Below are 16,566 nucleotides of genomic sequence, written 5' to 3'. Positions count from 1 at the left end.
GTCACGGAGCTACCGCAGCCCGCCGCAGCGATGCGGACGGACCGCCCCGAATTCGAGCGCGAGCCAATCGATGCCCGAGGCGTCGGCGAGGTGGAACGGCCGCTCTCCCTGATGGAACGGCTGGCGAACAATGACGGAGTCCGTAAGGTCGCGATCATCGTCGTTCTCGCGCTGGTCTGGGAGATCTATGCACGCTGGCTCGGCAATCCCCTTCTGTTCCCGACGGCCAGCGATACCTTCACGGTCTTCTGGGAGGATCTTCGCGCCGGGATCTTGCCGGAGCGGATGCTCACCTCCATCCAGGTTCTGGTGATGGGCTATGCGGCGGGTCTGGTCCTCGCCGGATTGTTCACGACCGTTGCGGTCTCCACGCGGGTCGGTTCGGACCTGCTCTCTACGCTGACGGCGATGTTCAATCCGCTGCCGGCCATCGCGCTGCTGCCGTTGGCCTTGATCTGGTTCGGCCTCGGCAAGCCGTCGCTGGTTTTCGTCATCGTTCACTCGGTGCTGTGGGCCGTGGCTCTGAATACGCTGACGGGCTTCCGTTCGGTGCCCGAGACGCTGCGCATGAGCGGCCGCAATCTGGGGCTGAAGGGCGCGCGATACGTAGCCCTCATCCTGATCCCAGCCGCCTTCCCGGCGATCCTAGCCGGGCTGAAGATCGGCTGGGCTTTCGCGTGGCGAACTCTCATCGCCGCCGAACTCGTCTTCGGCGTTTCGTCCCGTTCGGGTGGCCTCGGCTGGTACATTTTCGAAGCCCGCTCGGAACTCGAGACTGCCAGGGTCTTCGCCGGACTCCTGACCGTCATCGTCATCGGGCTTCTGGTCGAATCCGTGATCTTCCGCGGAATCGAGCGCCGCACGGTGCTCCGCTGGGGCATGCAGCGCTGAACATGAATGTGTCGGCGGGACTCGATTTCGCCGGCAGGAGGTGCAGGCAAGCACAAAGGGAGGAAACCATCATGCGCCATTTCAGTGTTCGAATGATCGCGGCTGCGGCCGCAACGGTTCTGGCGAGCAGCGCTGCGCTCGCCGAGACCGATACGCTCCGCGCCGCGAAGCAGTATGGTCTCGGCTATCTTCAGCTGATGATTATGGAAGACCAGAAGCTCGTCGAGAAACATGCGAAAGAGGCCGGGCTCGGCGACGTGAAGGTCGAGTGGTCGACATTCCGCTCCAGCGACGTGATGAACGACGCACTGATCTCCGGCAATGTCGACTTCGTCAGCCTCGGCGTGCCGGGACTTTCGATCATCTGGTCGAAGACGCGCGGCAGTTACGACGTCCGCGCCGCGGCGGGCCTCAATGCCTTGCCGCTGTTCCTGAACGTCCGCGATGCGTCCATCACGTCCGTCAAGGATTTCAAGGACAGCCATCGCATCGCCGTGCCGGCGGTCAAAGTCTCGATGCAGGCCTTGCTGCTGCAAATGGCCTCCGCCAAGGAATGGGGCATCGAGAATTACCAGAAGCTCGATCCGCTCACCGTGTCGCTCGCTCATCCGGATGCCACGGCCATGATGATCGGCGGCAAGAGCGAGATCGTCGCGAACTTTTCCTCGGCGCCGTTCCAGTTCCGCCAGCTCAAGGAGCCGGAGATCAAGAAGATCTCGAGCTCGGTCGATATTCTCGGCGGGCCATCATCCTTCAACGTGATCGCGACGACGAAAAAGTTCCGGGAAGAGAATCCCAAGCTCTATGGTGCCTTCCTGGCGGCGCTGCAGGACGCCACCGACCTCATCAACAAGGACAAGGCCTGGGCCGTCGGCATCTATAAGAAGATGAGCAGCGACAAGTCGCCGGACGCGGAGATCCTCGATATCATGAACGACCCGAGCACCCGGTTCACGACCGAGGTCTTCAACCTCGGCGTCTTCACGGATTTCATGGGCAAGGTCGGCACGCTCAAGAATCCGCCGAAGGACTGGAAGACCGAGATGGTGTTCCCGGAAGCCAAGGTGGCCAGCAACTGAGACTGTATCGTCACAGGGGGCCGTCCACGGCCCGGGTGAGATCACCCGGGCCGCTGCACTCCGATTCGTGGCGCTATCGAAGAGTGTAAGACAGATTTCGGGCTGTTCCCGGAGAGCATGAACATGTCGAGCGGCGACGACACATCGAGAGGAATGCGGAAGGGTCTGACGAGCTACGGGGATGCCCGCTTCTCGCTCTTTCTGCGCAAGGCCTTCATCAAGGGGATGGGCTACAGCGACGACGCGCTGGACCGGCCGATCATCGGCATCGCCAATACCGCGAGCGGCTACAACGCCTGCCACGCCAATGTTCCGGATCTCGTGGAGGCCGTGAAGCGCGGGATCATGCTGTCGGGCGCGCTGCCGATCGATTTCCCGACGATCTCCATCCACGAATCCTTCGCGCATCCGACCAGCATGTTCCTGCGCAACCTGATGGCGATGGACACGGAGGAACTGGTCCGCGCCCAGCCGATGGATGCGGTCGTCCTGATCGGTGGATGTGACAAGACGGTTCCGGCGCAACTGATGGGCGCCGCCAGCGCGAACGTGCCTGCAATCCAGCTCGTGACCGGCCCGATGCTGACCGGCAGCCATCGCGGCGAGCGCGTCGGAGCCTGCACCGATTGCCGCCGGTTCTGGGCCCGTTATCGTGCCGGCGAGATCGACGACGCGGAAATTTCGGAGGTCAATGACCAGCTCGTGCCCGGCGCCGGGACCTGCGGCGTGATGGGAACGGCGAGCACGATGGCGATGGTCGTCGAGGCGCTCGGCATGATGCTGCCGGGCGGCGCGGCTGCGCCCGCCGTCTCGGCGGACCGCAGGCGCATCGCCGAGGCGACCGGCGCCTGCGCGGTCCGGCTCGCAGCAGAGAAGCTGACGCCGGACAGGATCATGACCGCCAAGGCCTTCGAGAACGCACTGACCGTGCTCCTCGCGATCGGCGGTTCGACGAATGGCATCGTCCACCTCACCGCCATGGCCGGACGTCTGGGGCTGGAGCTCGACCTCGATGGCTTCGACCGGATCGGACGCCAGGTGCCGGTGCTCGTCGACCTGAAGCCGTCTGGCCAGCACTACATGGAGGATCTGCACGATGCCGGCGGTCTCCCGACCGTTCTGCGCGAATTGCGCGATTGCCTGCATCTCGATTGCCTGACGGTGACAGGGCGGGCGCTCGGTGAAGAGATTGAGGCAGCTCCGAAGCCGTGGAAGCAGGAAATCGTCGCGCCGCTCTCGAAACCCGTCTATCCGACTGGAGGCATGGCCGTCCTGCGCGGCAATCTCGCGCCGCGCGGCGCCATCATCAAGCAGTCGGCGGCAAGCGAGAGTCTTCTCGCACACAAGGGGAGGGCCATCGTTTTCTCGTCCATCGAGGATCTGACGGCGCGCATCGACGACCCGGATCTCGATGTAAGGCCGGATGACATCCTCGTTCTGCAGAATGCAGGGCCGAAGGGTGCGCCGGGCATGCCGGAGGCCGGCTACATGCCGATCCCGAGAAAGCTCGCCGCGCAGGGCGTGAAGGACATGGTCCGAATCTCGGATGCACGCATGAGCGGCACGGCGAGCGGCACCATCGTGCTGCACATCACTCCGGAATCCGCGGAGGGAGGTCCGCTCGCGCTCGTGCGCACCGGAGACATTATCGAACTCGACGTTCCCAACCGACGCATCGAGCTTCTCGTCGAGGGGGCCGTTCTCGCAAAGCGGAGGAGTGAGTTCACGCCGCCATCGCATACCGGCTCGGATCGCGGTTACAAAAAGCTGTTCCTCGACACCGTCCTGCAAGCCGACCGCGGCTGCGATTTCGATTTCCTGGTGCCGGAGTCAGTCGGGGTGACGCCCGACAGAAGTTGAGGCTGAATGTCTCCTCGCCGACACCAGAGTCCTCACCGTCCTTGCGAGCCGCCGTCATCCAGCCTGATACGGATCTGCATCGCCGTTGCGCGCCGCAGGCGCGATGCACTGCCCCTACCGCCGCACTTCCGTCCTTGCGGGCCGCAGGCGCGACGCACTGCCGCCTGTCGTTGCACTGCCGTCTTTGCGAGCCGGAGGCGAAGCAATCTACCCGTCGACGGATGCGCTCCCGGATTGCCTCACGCCGCTCACGATGACGGGAGGGCGTGAGAACGCGAGGAGCACGGCCGGGAACGGAGAGTGGCGACGGATCCACCTCGTCATTGCGAGCCGGAGGCGAAGCAATCCGGAAGGCGAGCGCAGACCCCGATCGCTCCGCGCACGACGAGGAAGAAACACGCGGGAGCCGCAACGGAAAAATCCCGCCGAACCCCCTCAATGCGATAGGAACAGCACCGCGGCTATGACGATCGCCGCCAAGCTGGCCAGGATCATGCTGCTCAGGCGCAAGGCGCCCGCGCGATAGAGGATCACCGCCATCACGAGGATCATCGGCGTGACGATCAGGAGCCCGATCTGTGCGTCTCTCATGCGTCGGCTCTGGCCGATTCCCCTCAGGTCCCGATAGCGACCAGGATGACAACGATAGCAGCCGGCCATGCTAATTTTGCGGCGGCAGCCGAGGCGGGCACCCCCGGTGCGCAGATCCGCGCGGGGTGCACGCTCAGCTCTCGCCTTTCTCGGGATCGCCGACGTGCTTCTGCGCATAGAGCTGCACGCCGAGCTGGTTGATGAGCTCGAGTTGCGTCTCGAGAAAATCGATGTGACCCTCTTCGTCGGCCATCAACTCCTCGAACAAATCCTTGGACACGCGATCGCCTACTGACACGCAATAGGCAGCGGCCTTCTCGTAGAGGTTGCGGGCCTCGTATTCGAGGGCCAGGTCGTTCTGGATGACCTTCTCGACATTCTCGCCGATCCGCAGCGCATTCAGTTCCTGCAGATTGGGAAAGCCCTCCAGGAACAGAATGCGTTCCACGAATCGGTCCGCATGTTCCATTTCCTCAATGGATTCCTTGCGCCACTTCCTGGCGAGCTCGTTATAGCCCCAGTTATCGAAGAAGCGGTAGTGCAGCCAGAACTGGTTCACGGCGGTCAGCTCATGCCGTAGCCCCTGGTTCAGATACTCGATGACCTTCGCATCTCCCTTCATGACCCGTCCTCTTGGCGTGAGGAATAGAGAGTAGCGCTGTGCGGCGGACGCTCAAGCAGCAGTACGCTCCTCCATATCGTCTTCCTGGCGCAAGCAGCACGATGCGGCACAGGTGCTCCCGCAGGCTTGGGTCTGGGCAAGAGCCTGATCCATGAGCGTGCGGATCGTGGTGGCGCAGCGCCCGCATTTCGGGCCGCAACCGAGGCAGCGATAGACCTGGGCCGGGGTCCTGGGGCAGTCCGGGCCCGGGTTGAGACAGGCATGCACATCGCGATCCGAGAAGACATTGCACGAGCAGACGATCACGGAAGCCCCGCAGTTTGGAATCGTTCAAAACAACATTTGTTGTCAAACACTTAGCCCGATTCTTCAGTTTCGGCCAGCCCCGAACTGCGCAGCGAAAGGGCGCAGGATGCAAATGTGTCAAGACGTGAGTGACCGAAGCGAGCAGGGGTTTCAAAAGAAATCCCGAAACTAAAAATTGGAAGAGTTCGAAGGATCGACCGTTTTTATTCGATCTCAATGGCTTGCGACAAAGATTAGACTCCATCTGATCTTTGTCGATGAACTTGATCGATAGCCACGCTGCTGGCTATTCTCGCTAATGCGCCAGTCATGGCGTGCGATGCGGATGCCTATCCTGTCTGGAGAGGTTTTATGTGCCGAAAGGATCACAACATGCTCCCGCACCTCACCAGTGTGTGTGCAGACGATGCCGAGGTGCTGGCGCTCTCGGTTCTGCGTTTCGTCGCGGCCGGCTACATGACCAGCGATGTTGCATGCTGGGATGCCGCCTATGACGGCGTCGAACAGGTCCTCGGCCCTCTTGAAGGACCGAAGTTTATTGCCGCGATGGCGGGAATCATGCGCGCGATTCGCTGCGAGCGTCAGGATGACTGGCGCTTCATGCCTGCGACCTGCTGCCGTGTTACGGAGGATGAGCATCAACTCATTACCCTCATTGCGCTCGCGCGGCAGCGCCGTCGCCCGGAGGAGGTTGAGGCGCAGGCGGCGCGCCTCGTAAAGGCCTTCGAAGCGCCGCGTCTGACAGCATCGGTGTGGGCCGCTGCCGAGGTGCTTGGCGCAGTGAAGTCGCAGCTCATCCCGGAAGTCACCGCGTCCAGCCGTGCAGGTCTCCATTAGCGCCCTCTTTCAGACCGGGACTGCATTCCTGCACGGCCGAAGGAGTTCGGCCCTCAACGGCCCTCAAGGCTTCCGAGCGGTGAGGATGAACCGTGTGTGGAGCCAAGTCCGCAGCCAATCGTGCCGACCCGCGATGCGGCGCTGCGCACGGGCGATCGGGTGATAGCTGCCGCGGGTGATCTCCGTGAAGCCAACTTCCTCGACGAGCCCACTCAATGTCTCGAAGGTGAGGCCTTTGCGGAAGGGCAGGCGCGACAGGATGGCGTTGTGCTCGGAGGTCAGGGACGAGTCGCGATGGGAGGAGACAGTGGTCCAACGCTCCAGGATTGCCATGGCCTGTTTCGCAAGCCGCCCTTGCCAGGCCAGATTCACAAAATCACCATCGAAGATCACGAGCCGACCGCCAGGCTTCAGCAAGCGGGCCCAGTCCTGGAGAGCCGCTTTCGGATCGGTGAGCGTCCAGACGAGATGGCGACACACGACGGCATCATAAGCGGCCTCGGGCTCCATGGTGTTCTCGGCGTCTCCCAACACGAAGCGTGCTCGCGGATGACCACGGTGCTTCGCCCGTGAGCGCTCGATCATCGACTCCGAGAAGTCGATGCCGGTCACCCGATGACCGAGCGAGAGCAGCACCTTCGTCACTTCTCCGGTGCCTGACGCGAGCTCCAGCACGTCGATCGGCTGCGGGCCAAGTCTCTCCCGCAGAACGGCGGCCCATGCGTCGTGCTCGGGGCCTGGAAGAATGCGGTGGCCGAAGGCATCGTCGAAGGTTGCGGCGCGTTTGGACCAATACGCCCTGATCTCCTCCTTCAGAGACCAGTTCGGTGCAGGCTGGATCGTGCTCGTCATTCGGCTGCTCTCATAACGGGAAGATACGGATCGACCAGGAGCGTGCCGCGGCGCGATCGCTCGACCTGGATGCCGATGCCGTAGGTTTCGGCCAGGGCCGAGTGGGAGAGCACCACATCCGGGTTGCCCTCCTCAACAATGCAACCGTCCCTGAGGACGAGAAGGCGATCGGCAAAGCGCGCAGCAAGGGCGAGGTCATGCATCGCTGCGATGGTGACGATCGCGCGCTCCCGCGTGACCTCGCGGATGATCTGCATCACCTCGAGCTGGCGACGCACGTCGAGCGCACTCGTGGGTTCGTCGAGGAGAAGGATGTCTGGCTCGCGCACGAGCGCCTGAGCGATGCCGACGAGCTGGCGCTGGCCGCCCGAGAGATCGGTGATCGGGCGTCCGCTGAGGGCCGCGAGGCCAAGATCATCGAGCGTATGCTGGACCGCGCGCAAGTCGCACAGCCCTGCCCGCAACCCGAGGCCGCCCTGTAGGCTCTTGCGAGCGAGGAGCACCACCTCGAACACGGTGAGCGCCGCACGGGCACTGAGGTCTTGCGAGAGGTGGAACACTCGCCGTGCCCTGTCCCGCGGCCGCAGCGCACCGAGATCACGGTCGTCGAGACGGGCCTGACCACGCTGCGGCCTGGCCGATCCGGAAAGACAGCGAAACAGGGTCGACTTGCCGGACCCGTTGGGGCCGACGAGGGCCGTGACCGCCCCGCGTTCGAGAGGTCCGGCCGAAAGATGCTCCAGCACCAAGGTTCTGCCGTAGGCAAAGCTCAGATCATCGATCACAAGCGACACGGCCTAAGCTCCTCGGTGACGGATCGACAGGATCAGGCTGACGAAGAAGGGGACGCCGATGAAAGCCGTGATCATGCCGATCGGATAGATCACACCCGGCGTGATCGCTTTCGAGAGTGTTGAGGCGAGCGACAGGATGACAGCGCTTGCGAGCGCCGCGGTGGGCAGGAAGAACCGCTGGTCCTCGCCGACGATCAGGCGTGCGATGTGCGGGCCGACCAGCCCCACGAAGCCGATCGTGCCCGCAAAGGCCACCGCGATGGCGGCAAGCAATGAGACGACAGCCAGCACCTCGAGCCGCAAGCGATCCACCTTGACGCCGAGACTCTCGGCCCGTTCGTCGCCCAAGCGCAGCGCGGTCAGCAGCCAACCACGGGCGAGCATCCAGGGCAGGGCAATCCCGAGCGCTGCGGTGCAGACGAGGATCTTGTCGAAGCTCGCGCGGCCGAGACTGCCCATCATCCAGAAGACGATCTGCTGGAGCTGCGTTTCATTGGAGCGATACTGAATCAGGGCGAGCAGCGCATTGCTCGTGAACAGGAGTGCAATGCCGACGAGAATCATCGTCTCGGCACTCACGCCGCGCATCTTGGTGAGGGCAAAGAGCACAAGAGATGCCGCCAGGGCAAAGGCAAAGGCATTGGCCGTGACGATCAACGGGCCGGCACCAGGGATTACGGCCCAGCCGAACGCGATCGCGAGAGAGGCGCCGACGCTGGCGGCTGCCGAGACGCCGAGCGTGAACGGGTCTGCCAGCGGATTGCCGAGGATGGTCTGCATTCCCGCTCCGGACAATCCGAGCATGGCGCCGATGAGGACAGCAAGCAGTGCGATCGGCAGGCGCAGATCGAAGACGACAACCTCGAGCCGAGCGTCGGCACTTCCCGGGCTCACGAGAGCGCCGACGACATCCGCGAAGGATGCGGGCCCGGGACCAATCGACAGGTCGAGAAGAAAGGTCACGCCGAGCAGCCCGATGCCAAGGGTAACGAGCCACAACCAGCGAAGCGTGCTCCGCCGATAGTCGGCTGCCAGCGGCAGCACGAGGCTCGTCATTGCAGGGTTGCCCAGAACAGGCCCGAGGGCGTGACGGGCAGGAACTTGGCATGCAATTCCTCCCAGGTCGCCTTTGGATCGACGTCCTTGAACCGCTCCGGGTGGAGCATCTTGGCGATCGCCTGTACCGCGACGAAGGAATAGGGCGAGTTGTAGAACTGGTGGTAGAGCACCATCACGCGCTTTTCGCGCGTCGCTCGGAGCAGGGAAAGGCCGGAGCGCTCCATCAGTGCCTTGAGACGGGTTTGCACCTTCTCGGGCGTGGCCTCGTAGCCCATCGGCACAGCCGTACTGTTTGGGTTGGCCTCGCCCCAGTTTGCGCCCGTCATGAGATAGAAGTCGGGATCCTCCGCGACGATCTTCTCGACGTTCACGTCGCCGCCGCTCGTAGTGCTGAAGAAGCGGCTGCCCCAATTGCGGCCGCCTGCCTCCTCGACGAACTTGCCGAAGTTGGTGGCGCCCCAGGTCGAGCAGCAATTGTTCGGATTGAAGCCCGCGGCCCGCTCCATGAACACGAGCGGCCGATCCTTGTCCTTGAGATTGCCGGCCCGCGTGTAGACGAGCCGCATTTGCCGCAGGTAGAAATCCGCGAAGGCAAGCGCCTCCTTCTCGCGATCCATGATGCGTCCGAGGAGGATGAGGCTCGGCAGCGTGTTCTGGCTCGGGTCCTCGCGCCAGTCGATGAACACCACCGGGATGTTCACCTTCTCGAGCTTCTCGATGAGGCCCGTTTCCTTCGCCTTGAAGTAGTTGCCGAGATCCAGAACGACCACGTCCGCGTTCAGCGCGATGACCTTTTCGAGGCTGAACTCGCCGGCATACGGGTTGCCGAGATCGGCGATCTGCTCCGCATGCGGGAACTTCGCCTTAGCCGACAATCCGCCTGAACGGGTCATCACGATCGAGGACCGCAAGGCCGTAGAGCTGACGACCCTCGCCCAGGATCATGCGGCTTACGCCCTTCTTCACACGGACGATGCGCCCGGCGAGATCGGTCACCTCGACTGTCTCGACGATGCCTGCCGCCTGGGCTGGCGCGGCACGTACCGGAACAACGAAGACGAGGAACGAAACGTAGGCAATGATCGCCACGAGAACGATTTCTACGCGAGCGATGAAGTATAGGCCGGAGCGGGGTACGAATGGCAGCATGGAATCCTCAACGGTTCAGGGGTCAAGGCCCTGCTAAGGGGAGTGCACGGGGCAGTTCCATGGCTAAAACAGGAAAGAGCCAGAAAGCAATGCTGGTTTAGAAACTTAGAATATTTCTTAGTGTGGCCTTTTCTGGAATGGTTCCAGGCTATATTTCTTGCATTGCAGTTGAGAATTTCTCCAATGAACATGTTTCATGCTGGTAGAACAACGATCTGACCAGCCATTTTGGACGGGTTCAGTCCAGCACCGCACTTGAGCACAGGAGCCCAATCGGACAAGGATCATTCCGGTGATCTTGCCCGGGAGGATGCCGCATCGGAGGTGGTCGCCCTCAGGATCGTCCCCGACGGTGCAGAGCTAGCCTGGTGCTTGCGCGCTTCACCAGATTCTACTGGGGCAGGTAAGAGCGTGCTGCGGTTGATCGTCAGGGCAGTGTGGTCGTACCCTCGACGAATGCAGTGCCTCGCTGCTGCATGCGGTAACAAGCGAGTTCGGTATCGGCATCTCAGGAGGATCGTGGCCATCACGGATGCCATGCTGATCGCTTGGCAACGGATGCCGGCGCGATTCGAGAGATCCTTGAAGGACTGTTACCCTGTGCACGTCCGCTACAACCGCTCACCCTCAATGTTGCTGCTCTGCTACATAAGCGAAAGCTATGAATTTCCGGTAGTTGTTGCCGAAATTCGCTAGCGACCTCTGCAATCGGCAAGGATAGTCGCGTCCGGCCCATCCCGGAGCTAACCCGATGCGTCTCGTCCTGACCTCGACCGCCGTTGCACTGTTTCTTGCCCTTCCGGCTTACGCCGATGATCGCGCAGCGTGTCTTGCCGGCATCGAGCGACTGCGCACCGAAGTCACTTCACAAGCAAGATCCGGGGATCTGGATGACTTGCAGCGCACCTTGCGCCGGGCCGAGCGGGAACTCGGAGAACGCCAGTTCGACGAATGCGTGGAGATCCTCAACGCCGCCGCTGGGGATAACAGGGATGACGACAAGGGGCCGGAGACCGACGACATGTTCGGCTTCACGCAGGGAACCGACGTGCCGGATCCGGGAGAGTTCGAAATCTCGGGCGAGGCGGATGGCGCCTTCGGCAAGCGCTTCGGCCGTTATCGTGCGGGCACCTTCACGAGCGCTTTCGAATTCGCGCCCATGAAGGGGTTGAGCGCTGAGTTCGGCGTAACGGCCAGCGGCGTCTCGACCCGGAACGTACTGGATCTGGAGAACGAGCGCAGCGGGGGTTGGGGCAGCCTCTCCGCCGAGCTGAAGTGGCAGGCTCTCGAGCGGGGGCCATCCTCTCCCGTGGGCCTCACCTTCATCATCGAGCCGGAGGTCGCGTTTCGTGACGAGGACGAGGGAGAGCGGGGGAGTGGCATGGGCCTGGAGGCGCGACTGGCTCTCGATACGGCTCTCGTCCCGGATCGCGTGTTTGCGGCCGTGAACCTCAGTTACGAGATCGAGAAGTTCCGCCCGCGTGGTCTGGTGCTCTTCAACGGCGAAGGTGAAGAACTGGAGGGGCTTCCAGCCGGGCCCTGCCTGACGAATGCCGAGGACGAGGCGTTAGAAAACTGTGTCGGCTCCGCCCGCCGTGCCTCCGCGGAGCGTTCTTCGATGTTCGGCCTCTCGGGGGCGCTTGCCATCCAGGCGGTTCCGAACGTCTTCGTCGGCGCCGAACTGCGCTACTTGCGTGCGTATGACGGGCTCGGGCTCAACCGCTTCGAAGGGCACGCGCTGTTCCTCGGCCCGACCTTCTACACCAAGCTCACTGACCAGCTTTCGATTTCGGCCGCGTTCTCCACGCAGATCGCAGGACGTGCGGAGGATACTCCCGGCCGATGGCTCGATCTGGACAATTTTTCGCGTCATGAAGCCAAGCTGAAAATCTCCTACCAGTTCTGACAGGGACGGTGGGACAAGCATTTTGCCGGATTAGATTGCCTCGCCTGCGGCTCCTAATGACGGCAGTGGGTCCGGCGTCTACTGCCATCTCCGGCAGGGCACCGTACGTTTTCACGCCCTCCTCGTCATTGCGAACGAAGTGAAGCAATCCAGGCCACCGTCTCAGGATGAAGTACTTCGTCTACAGGTCGCTATGACGAATTGGCAGAAAATGCATCGTACCTGACCCTCTGCACCAGGGCGACACCTTTGACCTGCGCGTGCACGAGCATCCCTTCGGCGAGATCGAGCTGATCCCAGGAGCGCCGCGTCACGCGCGCCAGAAGTCGTTCGCCTGATCCGTCGGAGCCGAGGCCGAGCACGACGACGATCTCGTGCTCTCTGAGCCGCGTTGTCGACAGAATGCGCGCCGGCAAGTCGTTGAGAATCGTGCTTGCTTGAGACGGAACGCGTGCGAGGCTCACGTCACCGGCGAAAACGCGCAGGCGGTGCCGGCTCCCGATGGTATCCGGTGGGGCCGGAACGAGAAAGCGTCCGCCCCGAACTGCCAGTGTCATCAATCCATAGGTGCCGTCATAGCCCTCGACGACGGCATCGAGGCTCACGGCGGCGTCCCTTGCTGTCGCGAGAGGCAACGATGGATCGCTCTGCAATTCGTTCAGCGGTCCTGCCGCGACGACTCGCCCGGCCTTCATGAGCACGAGATGATCTGCCAGGCGCTCGACCTCGGTAATGTCGTGGCTGACATAGAGGACTGGTAGGGACAACCGATCGTGCAGGCGCTCCAGGAACGGAAGGATCTCTTCCTTCGTCAGGCGGTCCAGGGCTGACAGCGGCTCGTCCATCAGCAACAACTTGGGCCGGGACAACAAGGCCCGGCCGACGGCAACGCGCTGGCGCTCACCGCCCGAGAGATTTCGTGGCGAACGATCGAGCAGCTTCGCAAGGCCGAGCAGGTCGACGATCTCGTCGAAATCGATTTCCTCCTGTCCGCGAGCTGAACGCCTGTCTCGCGCACCGTAGAGGAGGTTGCCCCTAACCGAGAGATGCGGGAACAGGCTCGCTTCTTGGAAGACATAGCCGATCGGACGCCGATAGGTCGGCCGGAACGACGCTCCATCCTGCCAGACATCACCATCAATGGCGCAATAGCCCTCCGGGAGATGCTGAAGTCCCGCGATCGCGCGCAGGACGGTGGTCTTGCCGCATCCGGAGGGGCCGAACAGAGCGGTGATCCCTCTCGCGGGCGCCGTGAAAGCGGCATCGAGCTCAAAGCGTCCGAGCGAGCCCTTGAACGCGACTTGGATCGTTTTCGCCGCGCTCATTCACCGACCCGCGCGACACGCTTCTCGATCAGGATCATCGTGAGAATGACCGCGAAGGCGAATATCACCATGCCGCCCGAGAGAATGCTGGCTTCGTACCACCGCGAGGTCTCGACATAATCATAGATGGCGACCGACAGGACCTTGGTTTCTCCTGGAATGTTGCCGCCGATCATCAGCACGATGCCGAACTCGCCGACGGTGTGGGCGAAGCCCAGGACGGCGCCCGTCAGGAATCCCGGCCGCGCCAGCGGCACCGCGACCGTCCAGAAGGCGCGTGTGGGGGACGCGCGCAGCGTCGCTGCAACCTCGAGCGGCCGGTCGCCGACCGCCTCGAAGGCGTTGCGGATCGGCTGTACCACGAATGGCATCGAGTAGAAGATCGACCCGATGACCAGACCCTCGAACGTGAAGGCGAGCGTGTGCGCACCCCAGAGCGTTGCGAGAAGGCCACCGGGTCCGCTGGGGCCAAGTGCTACGAGTAGGTAGAAGCCGAGAACCGTCGGCGGCAGGACGAGAGGCAGGGCCACGATCGTGGCCACGCCCTCTTTCCACCAAGCGCGCGAGCGCGCCAGCCACCACGCGATCGGAGTGCCGATCATCAGAAGGATCACCGTCGTGATGGCGGCAAGCTCGATGGTGAGGCGGGTCGTAATCCAGATGTCGGGCGGCAACCACTCCACGGCTTCAGAACTCGCTGTCGAGGACGTAGCCGTATTTTTCAATGATCGCCTGCGCCTCTGGGCCTTTCAGAAAAGCCATGAAGGCGGTAGCCGCCTCGTTCGTGGCACCCTTGTTCAGGAGAACGGCATCCTGACGGATCGGCTCGTAGAGGTTCTGAGGAACGAGCCAGCGCGAACCCGTGTCGTTTCCGACGATCTGAGAAAGAGCCACGAAGCCGAGTTCGGCATTTCCGGTATCGACGAACTGGAAGGCCTGCGCGATGTTGGCGCCTTCGACGAATTTCGGCCGCAGCGTGTCGTAGAGCCTCAGTGATTTCATGGTCTCGATGGCCGCTGCTCCGTAGGGCGCTGCCACCGGATTGGAGATCGACAGCTTCGAGAATGCGTTGCTCTTCAACGTCTCCTCGCCCTTCACGAATTCCGGGTTCTTGCTCCACAGGACGAGCTTCCCGATCGCATAGGTGAAGCGGCTGTCGGCGACACCGAGGCCATCGTCGACTACCTTCTTGGGACGCTCGCTATCGGCCGACAGGAAGATCTGGAACGGCGCATGCTGCGTGATCTGCGTATGGAATTGGCCGGAGGAGCCGAAGCTCAAGACCGCTTCATGCCCGGTCTTCGCCTTGAAGGCTGCCGCGATCTCCTTGGCCGGGTCCGTGAAGTTGGCCGCGACCGCAACATTCGTCTGCGCGGCCGATGCCTCTCCCGCAAGCGAGAGGGCGGCGATGAGGCCGAGGGCGGCCGTCAGTGTCGTCAAGGTTTTCACGGATGCTCTCCGGATGCTCAGTCGATGGCGATGATCACGTGTGCCGCGTCGAAAAGGGCGCAGACCGGCTTTCCCGGCTCCAGGCTCAGGTCTTTTGCGCTTTGCGCGGTGATGGTCGCGGCGAGGGTCTTGCTATCACCGATGTCGAGCACGACTTCGGCGCTGACGGCAGACGTTTCGCACCGCCGGACCGTGCCCCGGATGCAGTTGCGCACGGAAACCTTCGGAGGGTCCTCGCCGGCGGCGATGACCACGAAGGGCGCCTTGATGAGGACGATCGCCTCGCGCCCAGTGCAGAGGCCGAGCTCGCGCAAGCTCTCGTTCGTCACCAAAGCGTAAATGGTCGTATCATTGGAGACCGAGACTGCGACTTCCGCCGCGAGTGCATCTGACACGATGTTCGTGATCATCCCACGCAGCGCATTGCGCGCGCTCGTCTTCATGAGCAGCCCCGAAACGAGATTGAATGCCGAAATGCCAGTTCCGGCGAGGTCGGGTTCGACAGCCCGCATCACGCGCACCATCTCGGCTTCGAGCCGGTGGAAGGCCTGGATGACCCGGAGGCCCATCGGGGTCAGGCGGGCGCCGCCGCCCGCCCGGCCGCCTGTGCGTGTTTCGAGGAGCGCCTGTCCGAACAGGTTCGCCATGCCGTCGAGTGCGTCCCAGGCTGCCTTATAGGTCAGACCGGCCGCCTTCGCCGCGGCCGTGATGCTATGTTCCCGCGCGACGGCCTCGAGCAACCGGATGCGCTCGCGCCCGATCGCGGGTGCATCGCCGGACTTCAGGGACACCAGGGCTTCGATCATCGCTCAGCGCTCGACCCGCGTCATATAGCGGAACTATATAACGGTGCTCGCGGTTGGATGGAAGCTCAATAGGGACTCATCATGGAGATCGGCGCTCGTGCTCAGCTGACAGGGAAATCAGCGACGAGATCGAAGGCATTATGACTTTACATGCGAAGTTTCAGGAACCCTGACAGAGCCTGATCTAGAGGCTGTTACGGACTGGGTTGGAATCCCACACTGTGGGCATGAGTTGTGTTCGCCAATCCTATGACAGTGACGTGAGCGACGAGGAGTGGGCCTTCGTTCCTTCCTATTTGACCCTTCTGCCCGAAGAGGCCGGCCAACGTTTCCATCCCTTGCGGGAGGTCTTCAATGCTCTGCGCTGGCGCGCGCGCGGGGGCGCCTTAGCGGCTTCTCCCGCACGACTTCCCGCCCTGGCATGCGGTCTACGACCGGACGCAGCGCTGGATCCGGGCCGGCTGCTTTGAAGCCATCGTGCATGACCTGCGGGCGATCCTGCGCCTCGCGGCCGGCCGCGCGCCCGCGCCTACGGCGGTGATCCTCGGCAGCCGCACCCTGCAAAGCACGCCCGAGAGCAGGCACCGGGCCGGGTACGACGGGGCCAAGCGCAAGAAGGGCTCCAAGATCCACATCGCGGTGGACACGCTCGGACACCTGCTCGCGGCGCACGTCACTCCCGCCACCGAGCAGGACCGGGCCCAGGTCGCGGCGCTCGCTGCCGCCGTGCAGGAGGTCACCGGCGCGAGTGTCGAACTGGCCTATGTCGACCAGGGTTACACCGGCGAGGAGCCGGCCGAGGTGGCTGACGCGCACGGCATCTGGCTCGAGGTGATCAAGTTGCCCGGGGCCCGGCGCGGCTTTGTTCTGTTGCCGCGCCGTTGGGTCATGGAGCGCTCGTTAACGTGGTCGAGCCGCTTCCGCCGCCTCGCGCGCGACTACGAGCGCCTGCCCGAAACCGTCGCCGGCCTGCACTTCGTCGCCTTTCTGAATCATGCTGCAACGCTCAGGCCTCACCCTCAGTCCGTAACAGCCTCTAG

Annotated in this window: 17 protein-coding genes and 1 pseudogene; 6 read left to right on the top strand and 12 right to left on the bottom strand. The window is 63.0% G+C overall.

Features of this window, described 5'->3' with window-relative positions:
• Positions 1 to 30: 30 nt before the first annotated feature.
• The 3 genes from BN1233_RS37010 to BN1233_RS37000 all read left to right on the top strand — a co-directional run bounded on the left by BN1233_RS37010 (position 31) and on the right by BN1233_RS37000 (position 3,830).
• Positions 31 to 891 carry an ABC transporter permease gene (locus BN1233_RS37010; protein ID WP_046868756.1) on the top strand — a complete coding sequence of 287 codons (861 nt, stop codon included), beginning with the start codon at positions 31 to 33 and terminating at the stop codon, positions 889 to 891.
• Between the two features lie 71 nt (positions 892 to 962).
• Entirely contained in the window at positions 963 to 1,970 is a 1,008-nt protein-coding gene (locus tag BN1233_RS37005) for an ABC transporter substrate-binding protein (RefSeq protein WP_048709067.1), read from the top strand.
• Between the two features lie 117 nt (positions 1,971 to 2,087).
• Entirely contained in the window at positions 2,088 to 3,830 is a 1,743-nt protein-coding gene (locus tag BN1233_RS37000) for an IlvD/Edd family dehydratase (protein ID WP_244470887.1), read from the top strand.
• Between the two features lie 435 nt (positions 3,831 to 4,265).
• Here BN1233_RS37000 and BN1233_RS48825 read toward each other — a convergent pair whose 3' ends face one another.
• The 3 genes from BN1233_RS48825 to BN1233_RS50255 form a co-directional block, all read right to left on the bottom strand.
• Positions 4,266 to 4,421 carry a hypothetical protein gene (locus tag BN1233_RS48825; RefSeq protein ID WP_187144461.1) on the bottom strand — a complete coding sequence of 52 codons (156 nt, stop codon included), beginning with the start codon at positions 4,419 to 4,421 and terminating at the stop codon, positions 4,266 to 4,268.
• Positions 4,422 to 4,554: 133 nt separating this feature from the next.
• Positions 4,555 to 5,043: a bacterioferritin gene (gene bfr, locus BN1233_RS36990; protein WP_046868669.1), complete on the bottom strand. Its 489-nt coding sequence runs from the start codon at positions 5,041 to 5,043 to the stop codon at positions 4,555 to 4,557.
• Between the two features lie 51 nt (positions 5,044 to 5,094).
• Positions 5,095 to 5,349: a (2Fe-2S)-binding protein gene (locus tag BN1233_RS50255; protein WP_074078451.1), complete on the bottom strand. Its 255-nt coding sequence runs from the start codon at positions 5,347 to 5,349 to the stop codon at positions 5,095 to 5,097.
• A 372-nt stretch (positions 5,350 to 5,721) separates the two neighbouring features.
• Between BN1233_RS50255 and BN1233_RS36985 the strand changes: the two genes are divergently transcribed.
• Positions 5,722 to 6,186, top strand: coding sequence for a hypothetical protein (locus BN1233_RS36985; protein ID WP_147707751.1), 465 nt, complete (start codon positions 5,722 to 5,724; stop codon positions 6,184 to 6,186).
• 63 nt (positions 6,187 to 6,249) lie between these two features.
• Here BN1233_RS36985 and BN1233_RS36980 read toward each other — a convergent pair whose 3' ends face one another.
• The 5 genes from BN1233_RS36980 to BN1233_RS47785 are packed head-to-tail and all read right to left on the bottom strand — an operon-like array spanning position 6,250 to position 10,040.
• Positions 6,250 to 7,038, bottom strand: a complete 789-nt coding sequence (locus BN1233_RS36980) for a class I SAM-dependent methyltransferase (RefSeq protein WP_046868667.1) — start codon at positions 7,036 to 7,038, stop codon at positions 6,250 to 6,252.
• The gene (locus BN1233_RS36975) at positions 7,035 to 7,832 is read right to left on the bottom strand and encodes an ABC transporter ATP-binding protein (protein ID WP_046868666.1); all 798 of its coding nucleotides are present in this window, start codon (positions 7,830 to 7,832) and stop codon (positions 7,035 to 7,037) included. The genes BN1233_RS36980 and BN1233_RS36975 overlap by 4 nt, the downstream gene beginning before the upstream one ends.
• 3 nt (positions 7,833 to 7,835) lie before the next feature.
• The gene (locus BN1233_RS36970; protein WP_046868665.1) at positions 7,836 to 8,888 is read right to left on the bottom strand and encodes a FecCD family ABC transporter permease; all 1,053 of its coding nucleotides are present in this window, start codon (positions 8,886 to 8,888) and stop codon (positions 7,836 to 7,838) included.
• Positions 8,885 to 9,784: an ABC transporter substrate-binding protein gene (locus BN1233_RS36965; protein WP_156312711.1), complete on the bottom strand. Its 900-nt coding sequence runs from the start codon at positions 9,782 to 9,784 to the stop codon at positions 8,885 to 8,887. Before BN1233_RS36965 ends, BN1233_RS36970 begins: the two co-directional genes overlap by 4 nt.
• Positions 9,756 to 10,040: a hypothetical protein gene (locus BN1233_RS47785; RefSeq protein ID WP_147707749.1), complete on the bottom strand. Its 285-nt coding sequence runs from the start codon at positions 10,038 to 10,040 to the stop codon at positions 9,756 to 9,758. The genes BN1233_RS36965 and BN1233_RS47785 overlap by 29 nt, the downstream gene beginning before the upstream one ends.
• 751 nt (positions 10,041 to 10,791) lie before the next feature.
• Between BN1233_RS47785 and BN1233_RS36960 the strand changes: the two genes are divergently transcribed.
• Positions 10,792 to 11,946 (top strand): hypothetical protein, encoded by a 1,155-nt coding sequence (locus BN1233_RS36960; protein ID WP_046868664.1) that lies wholly within the window; start codon positions 10,792 to 10,794, stop codon positions 11,944 to 11,946.
• Between the two features lie 191 nt (positions 11,947 to 12,137).
• On the opposite strand, the gene modC is transcribed toward BN1233_RS36960, so the two are convergent.
• The 4 genes from modC to BN1233_RS36940 are packed head-to-tail and all read right to left on the bottom strand — an operon-like array spanning position 12,138 to position 15,526.
• Entirely contained in the window at positions 12,138 to 13,271 is a 1,134-nt protein-coding gene (gene modC / locus BN1233_RS36955; RefSeq protein ID WP_046868663.1) for a molybdenum ABC transporter ATP-binding protein, read from the bottom strand.
• Complete coding sequence (modB, locus tag BN1233_RS36950) at positions 13,268 to 13,954, bottom strand: molybdate ABC transporter permease subunit (RefSeq protein ID WP_046868662.1); 687 nt, start codon at positions 13,952 to 13,954, stop codon at positions 13,268 to 13,270. The genes modC and modB overlap by 4 nt, the downstream gene beginning before the upstream one ends.
• Before the next feature lie 4 nt (positions 13,955 to 13,958).
• Positions 13,959 to 14,720, bottom strand: coding sequence for a molybdate ABC transporter substrate-binding protein (modA, locus tag BN1233_RS36945; RefSeq protein ID WP_046868661.1), 762 nt, complete (start codon positions 14,718 to 14,720; stop codon positions 13,959 to 13,961).
• A gap of 17 nt (positions 14,721 to 14,737) precedes the next feature.
• Positions 14,738 to 15,526, bottom strand: a complete 789-nt coding sequence (locus BN1233_RS36940; RefSeq protein WP_046868660.1) for a TOBE domain-containing protein — start codon at positions 15,524 to 15,526, stop codon at positions 14,738 to 14,740.
• A 227-nt stretch (positions 15,527 to 15,753) separates the two neighbouring features.
• Here BN1233_RS36940 and BN1233_RS36935 point away from each other — a divergent pair.
• Positions 15,754 to 16,566 (top strand): annotated as a pseudogene (locus BN1233_RS36935) (IS5 family transposase); the annotation flags it as partial.

The organism is Microvirga massiliensis (assembly GCF_001006805.1).
Classification (GTDB): Bacteria; Pseudomonadota; Alphaproteobacteria; order Rhizobiales; family Beijerinckiaceae; genus Microvirga; species Microvirga massiliensis.
Note: the sequence above shows the minus strand (reverse complement) of the source record. Positions and strands in the feature narration are given on the sequence as shown.

Bases quoted from the DNA above. Each gene is read 5' to 3' on its own strand.
- BN1233_RS36970 (WP_046868665.1), bottom strand. From the start codon at position 8,888: ATGACGAGCCTCGTGCTGCCGCTGGCAGCCGACTATCGGCGGAGCACG.
- BN1233_RS48825 (WP_187144461.1), bottom strand. From the start codon at position 4,421: ATGAGAGACGCACAGATCGGGCTCCTGATCGTCACGCCGATGATCCTC.
- BN1233_RS37010 (WP_046868756.1), top strand. From the start codon at position 31: ATGCGGACGGACCGCCCCGAATTCGAGCGCGAGCCAATCGATGCCCGA.
- bfr (WP_046868669.1), bottom strand. From the start codon at position 5,043: ATGAAGGGAGATGCGAAGGTCATCGAGTATCTGAACCAGGGGCTACGG.
- BN1233_RS47785 (WP_147707749.1), bottom strand. From the start codon at position 10,040: ATGCTGCCATTCGTACCCCGCTCCGGCCTATACTTCATCGCTCGCGTA.
- BN1233_RS36940 (WP_046868660.1), bottom strand. From the start codon at position 15,526: ATGATCGAAGCCCTGGTGTCCCTGAAGTCCGGCGATGCACCCGCGATC.
- BN1233_RS36960 (WP_046868664.1), top strand. From the start codon at position 10,792: ATGCGTCTCGTCCTGACCTCGACCGCCGTTGCACTGTTTCTTGCCCTT.
- BN1233_RS36980 (WP_046868667.1), bottom strand. From the start codon at position 7,038: ATGACGAGCACGATCCAGCCTGCACCGAACTGGTCTCTGAAGGAGGAG.
- modC (WP_046868663.1), bottom strand. From the start codon at position 13,271: ATGAGCGCGGCGAAAACGATCCAAGTCGCGTTCAAGGGCTCGCTCGGA.
- BN1233_RS36965 (WP_156312711.1), bottom strand. From the start codon at position 9,784: ATGACCCGTTCAGGCGGATTGTCGGCTAAGGCGAAGTTCCCGCATGCG.
- BN1233_RS37000 (WP_244470887.1), top strand. From the start codon at position 2,088: ATGAACATGTCGAGCGGCGACGACACATCGAGAGGAATGCGGAAGGGT.
- BN1233_RS36985 (WP_147707751.1), top strand. From the start codon at position 5,722: ATGCTCCCGCACCTCACCAGTGTGTGTGCAGACGATGCCGAGGTGCTG.
- BN1233_RS37005 (WP_048709067.1), top strand. From the start codon at position 963: ATGCGCCATTTCAGTGTTCGAATGATCGCGGCTGCGGCCGCAACGGTT.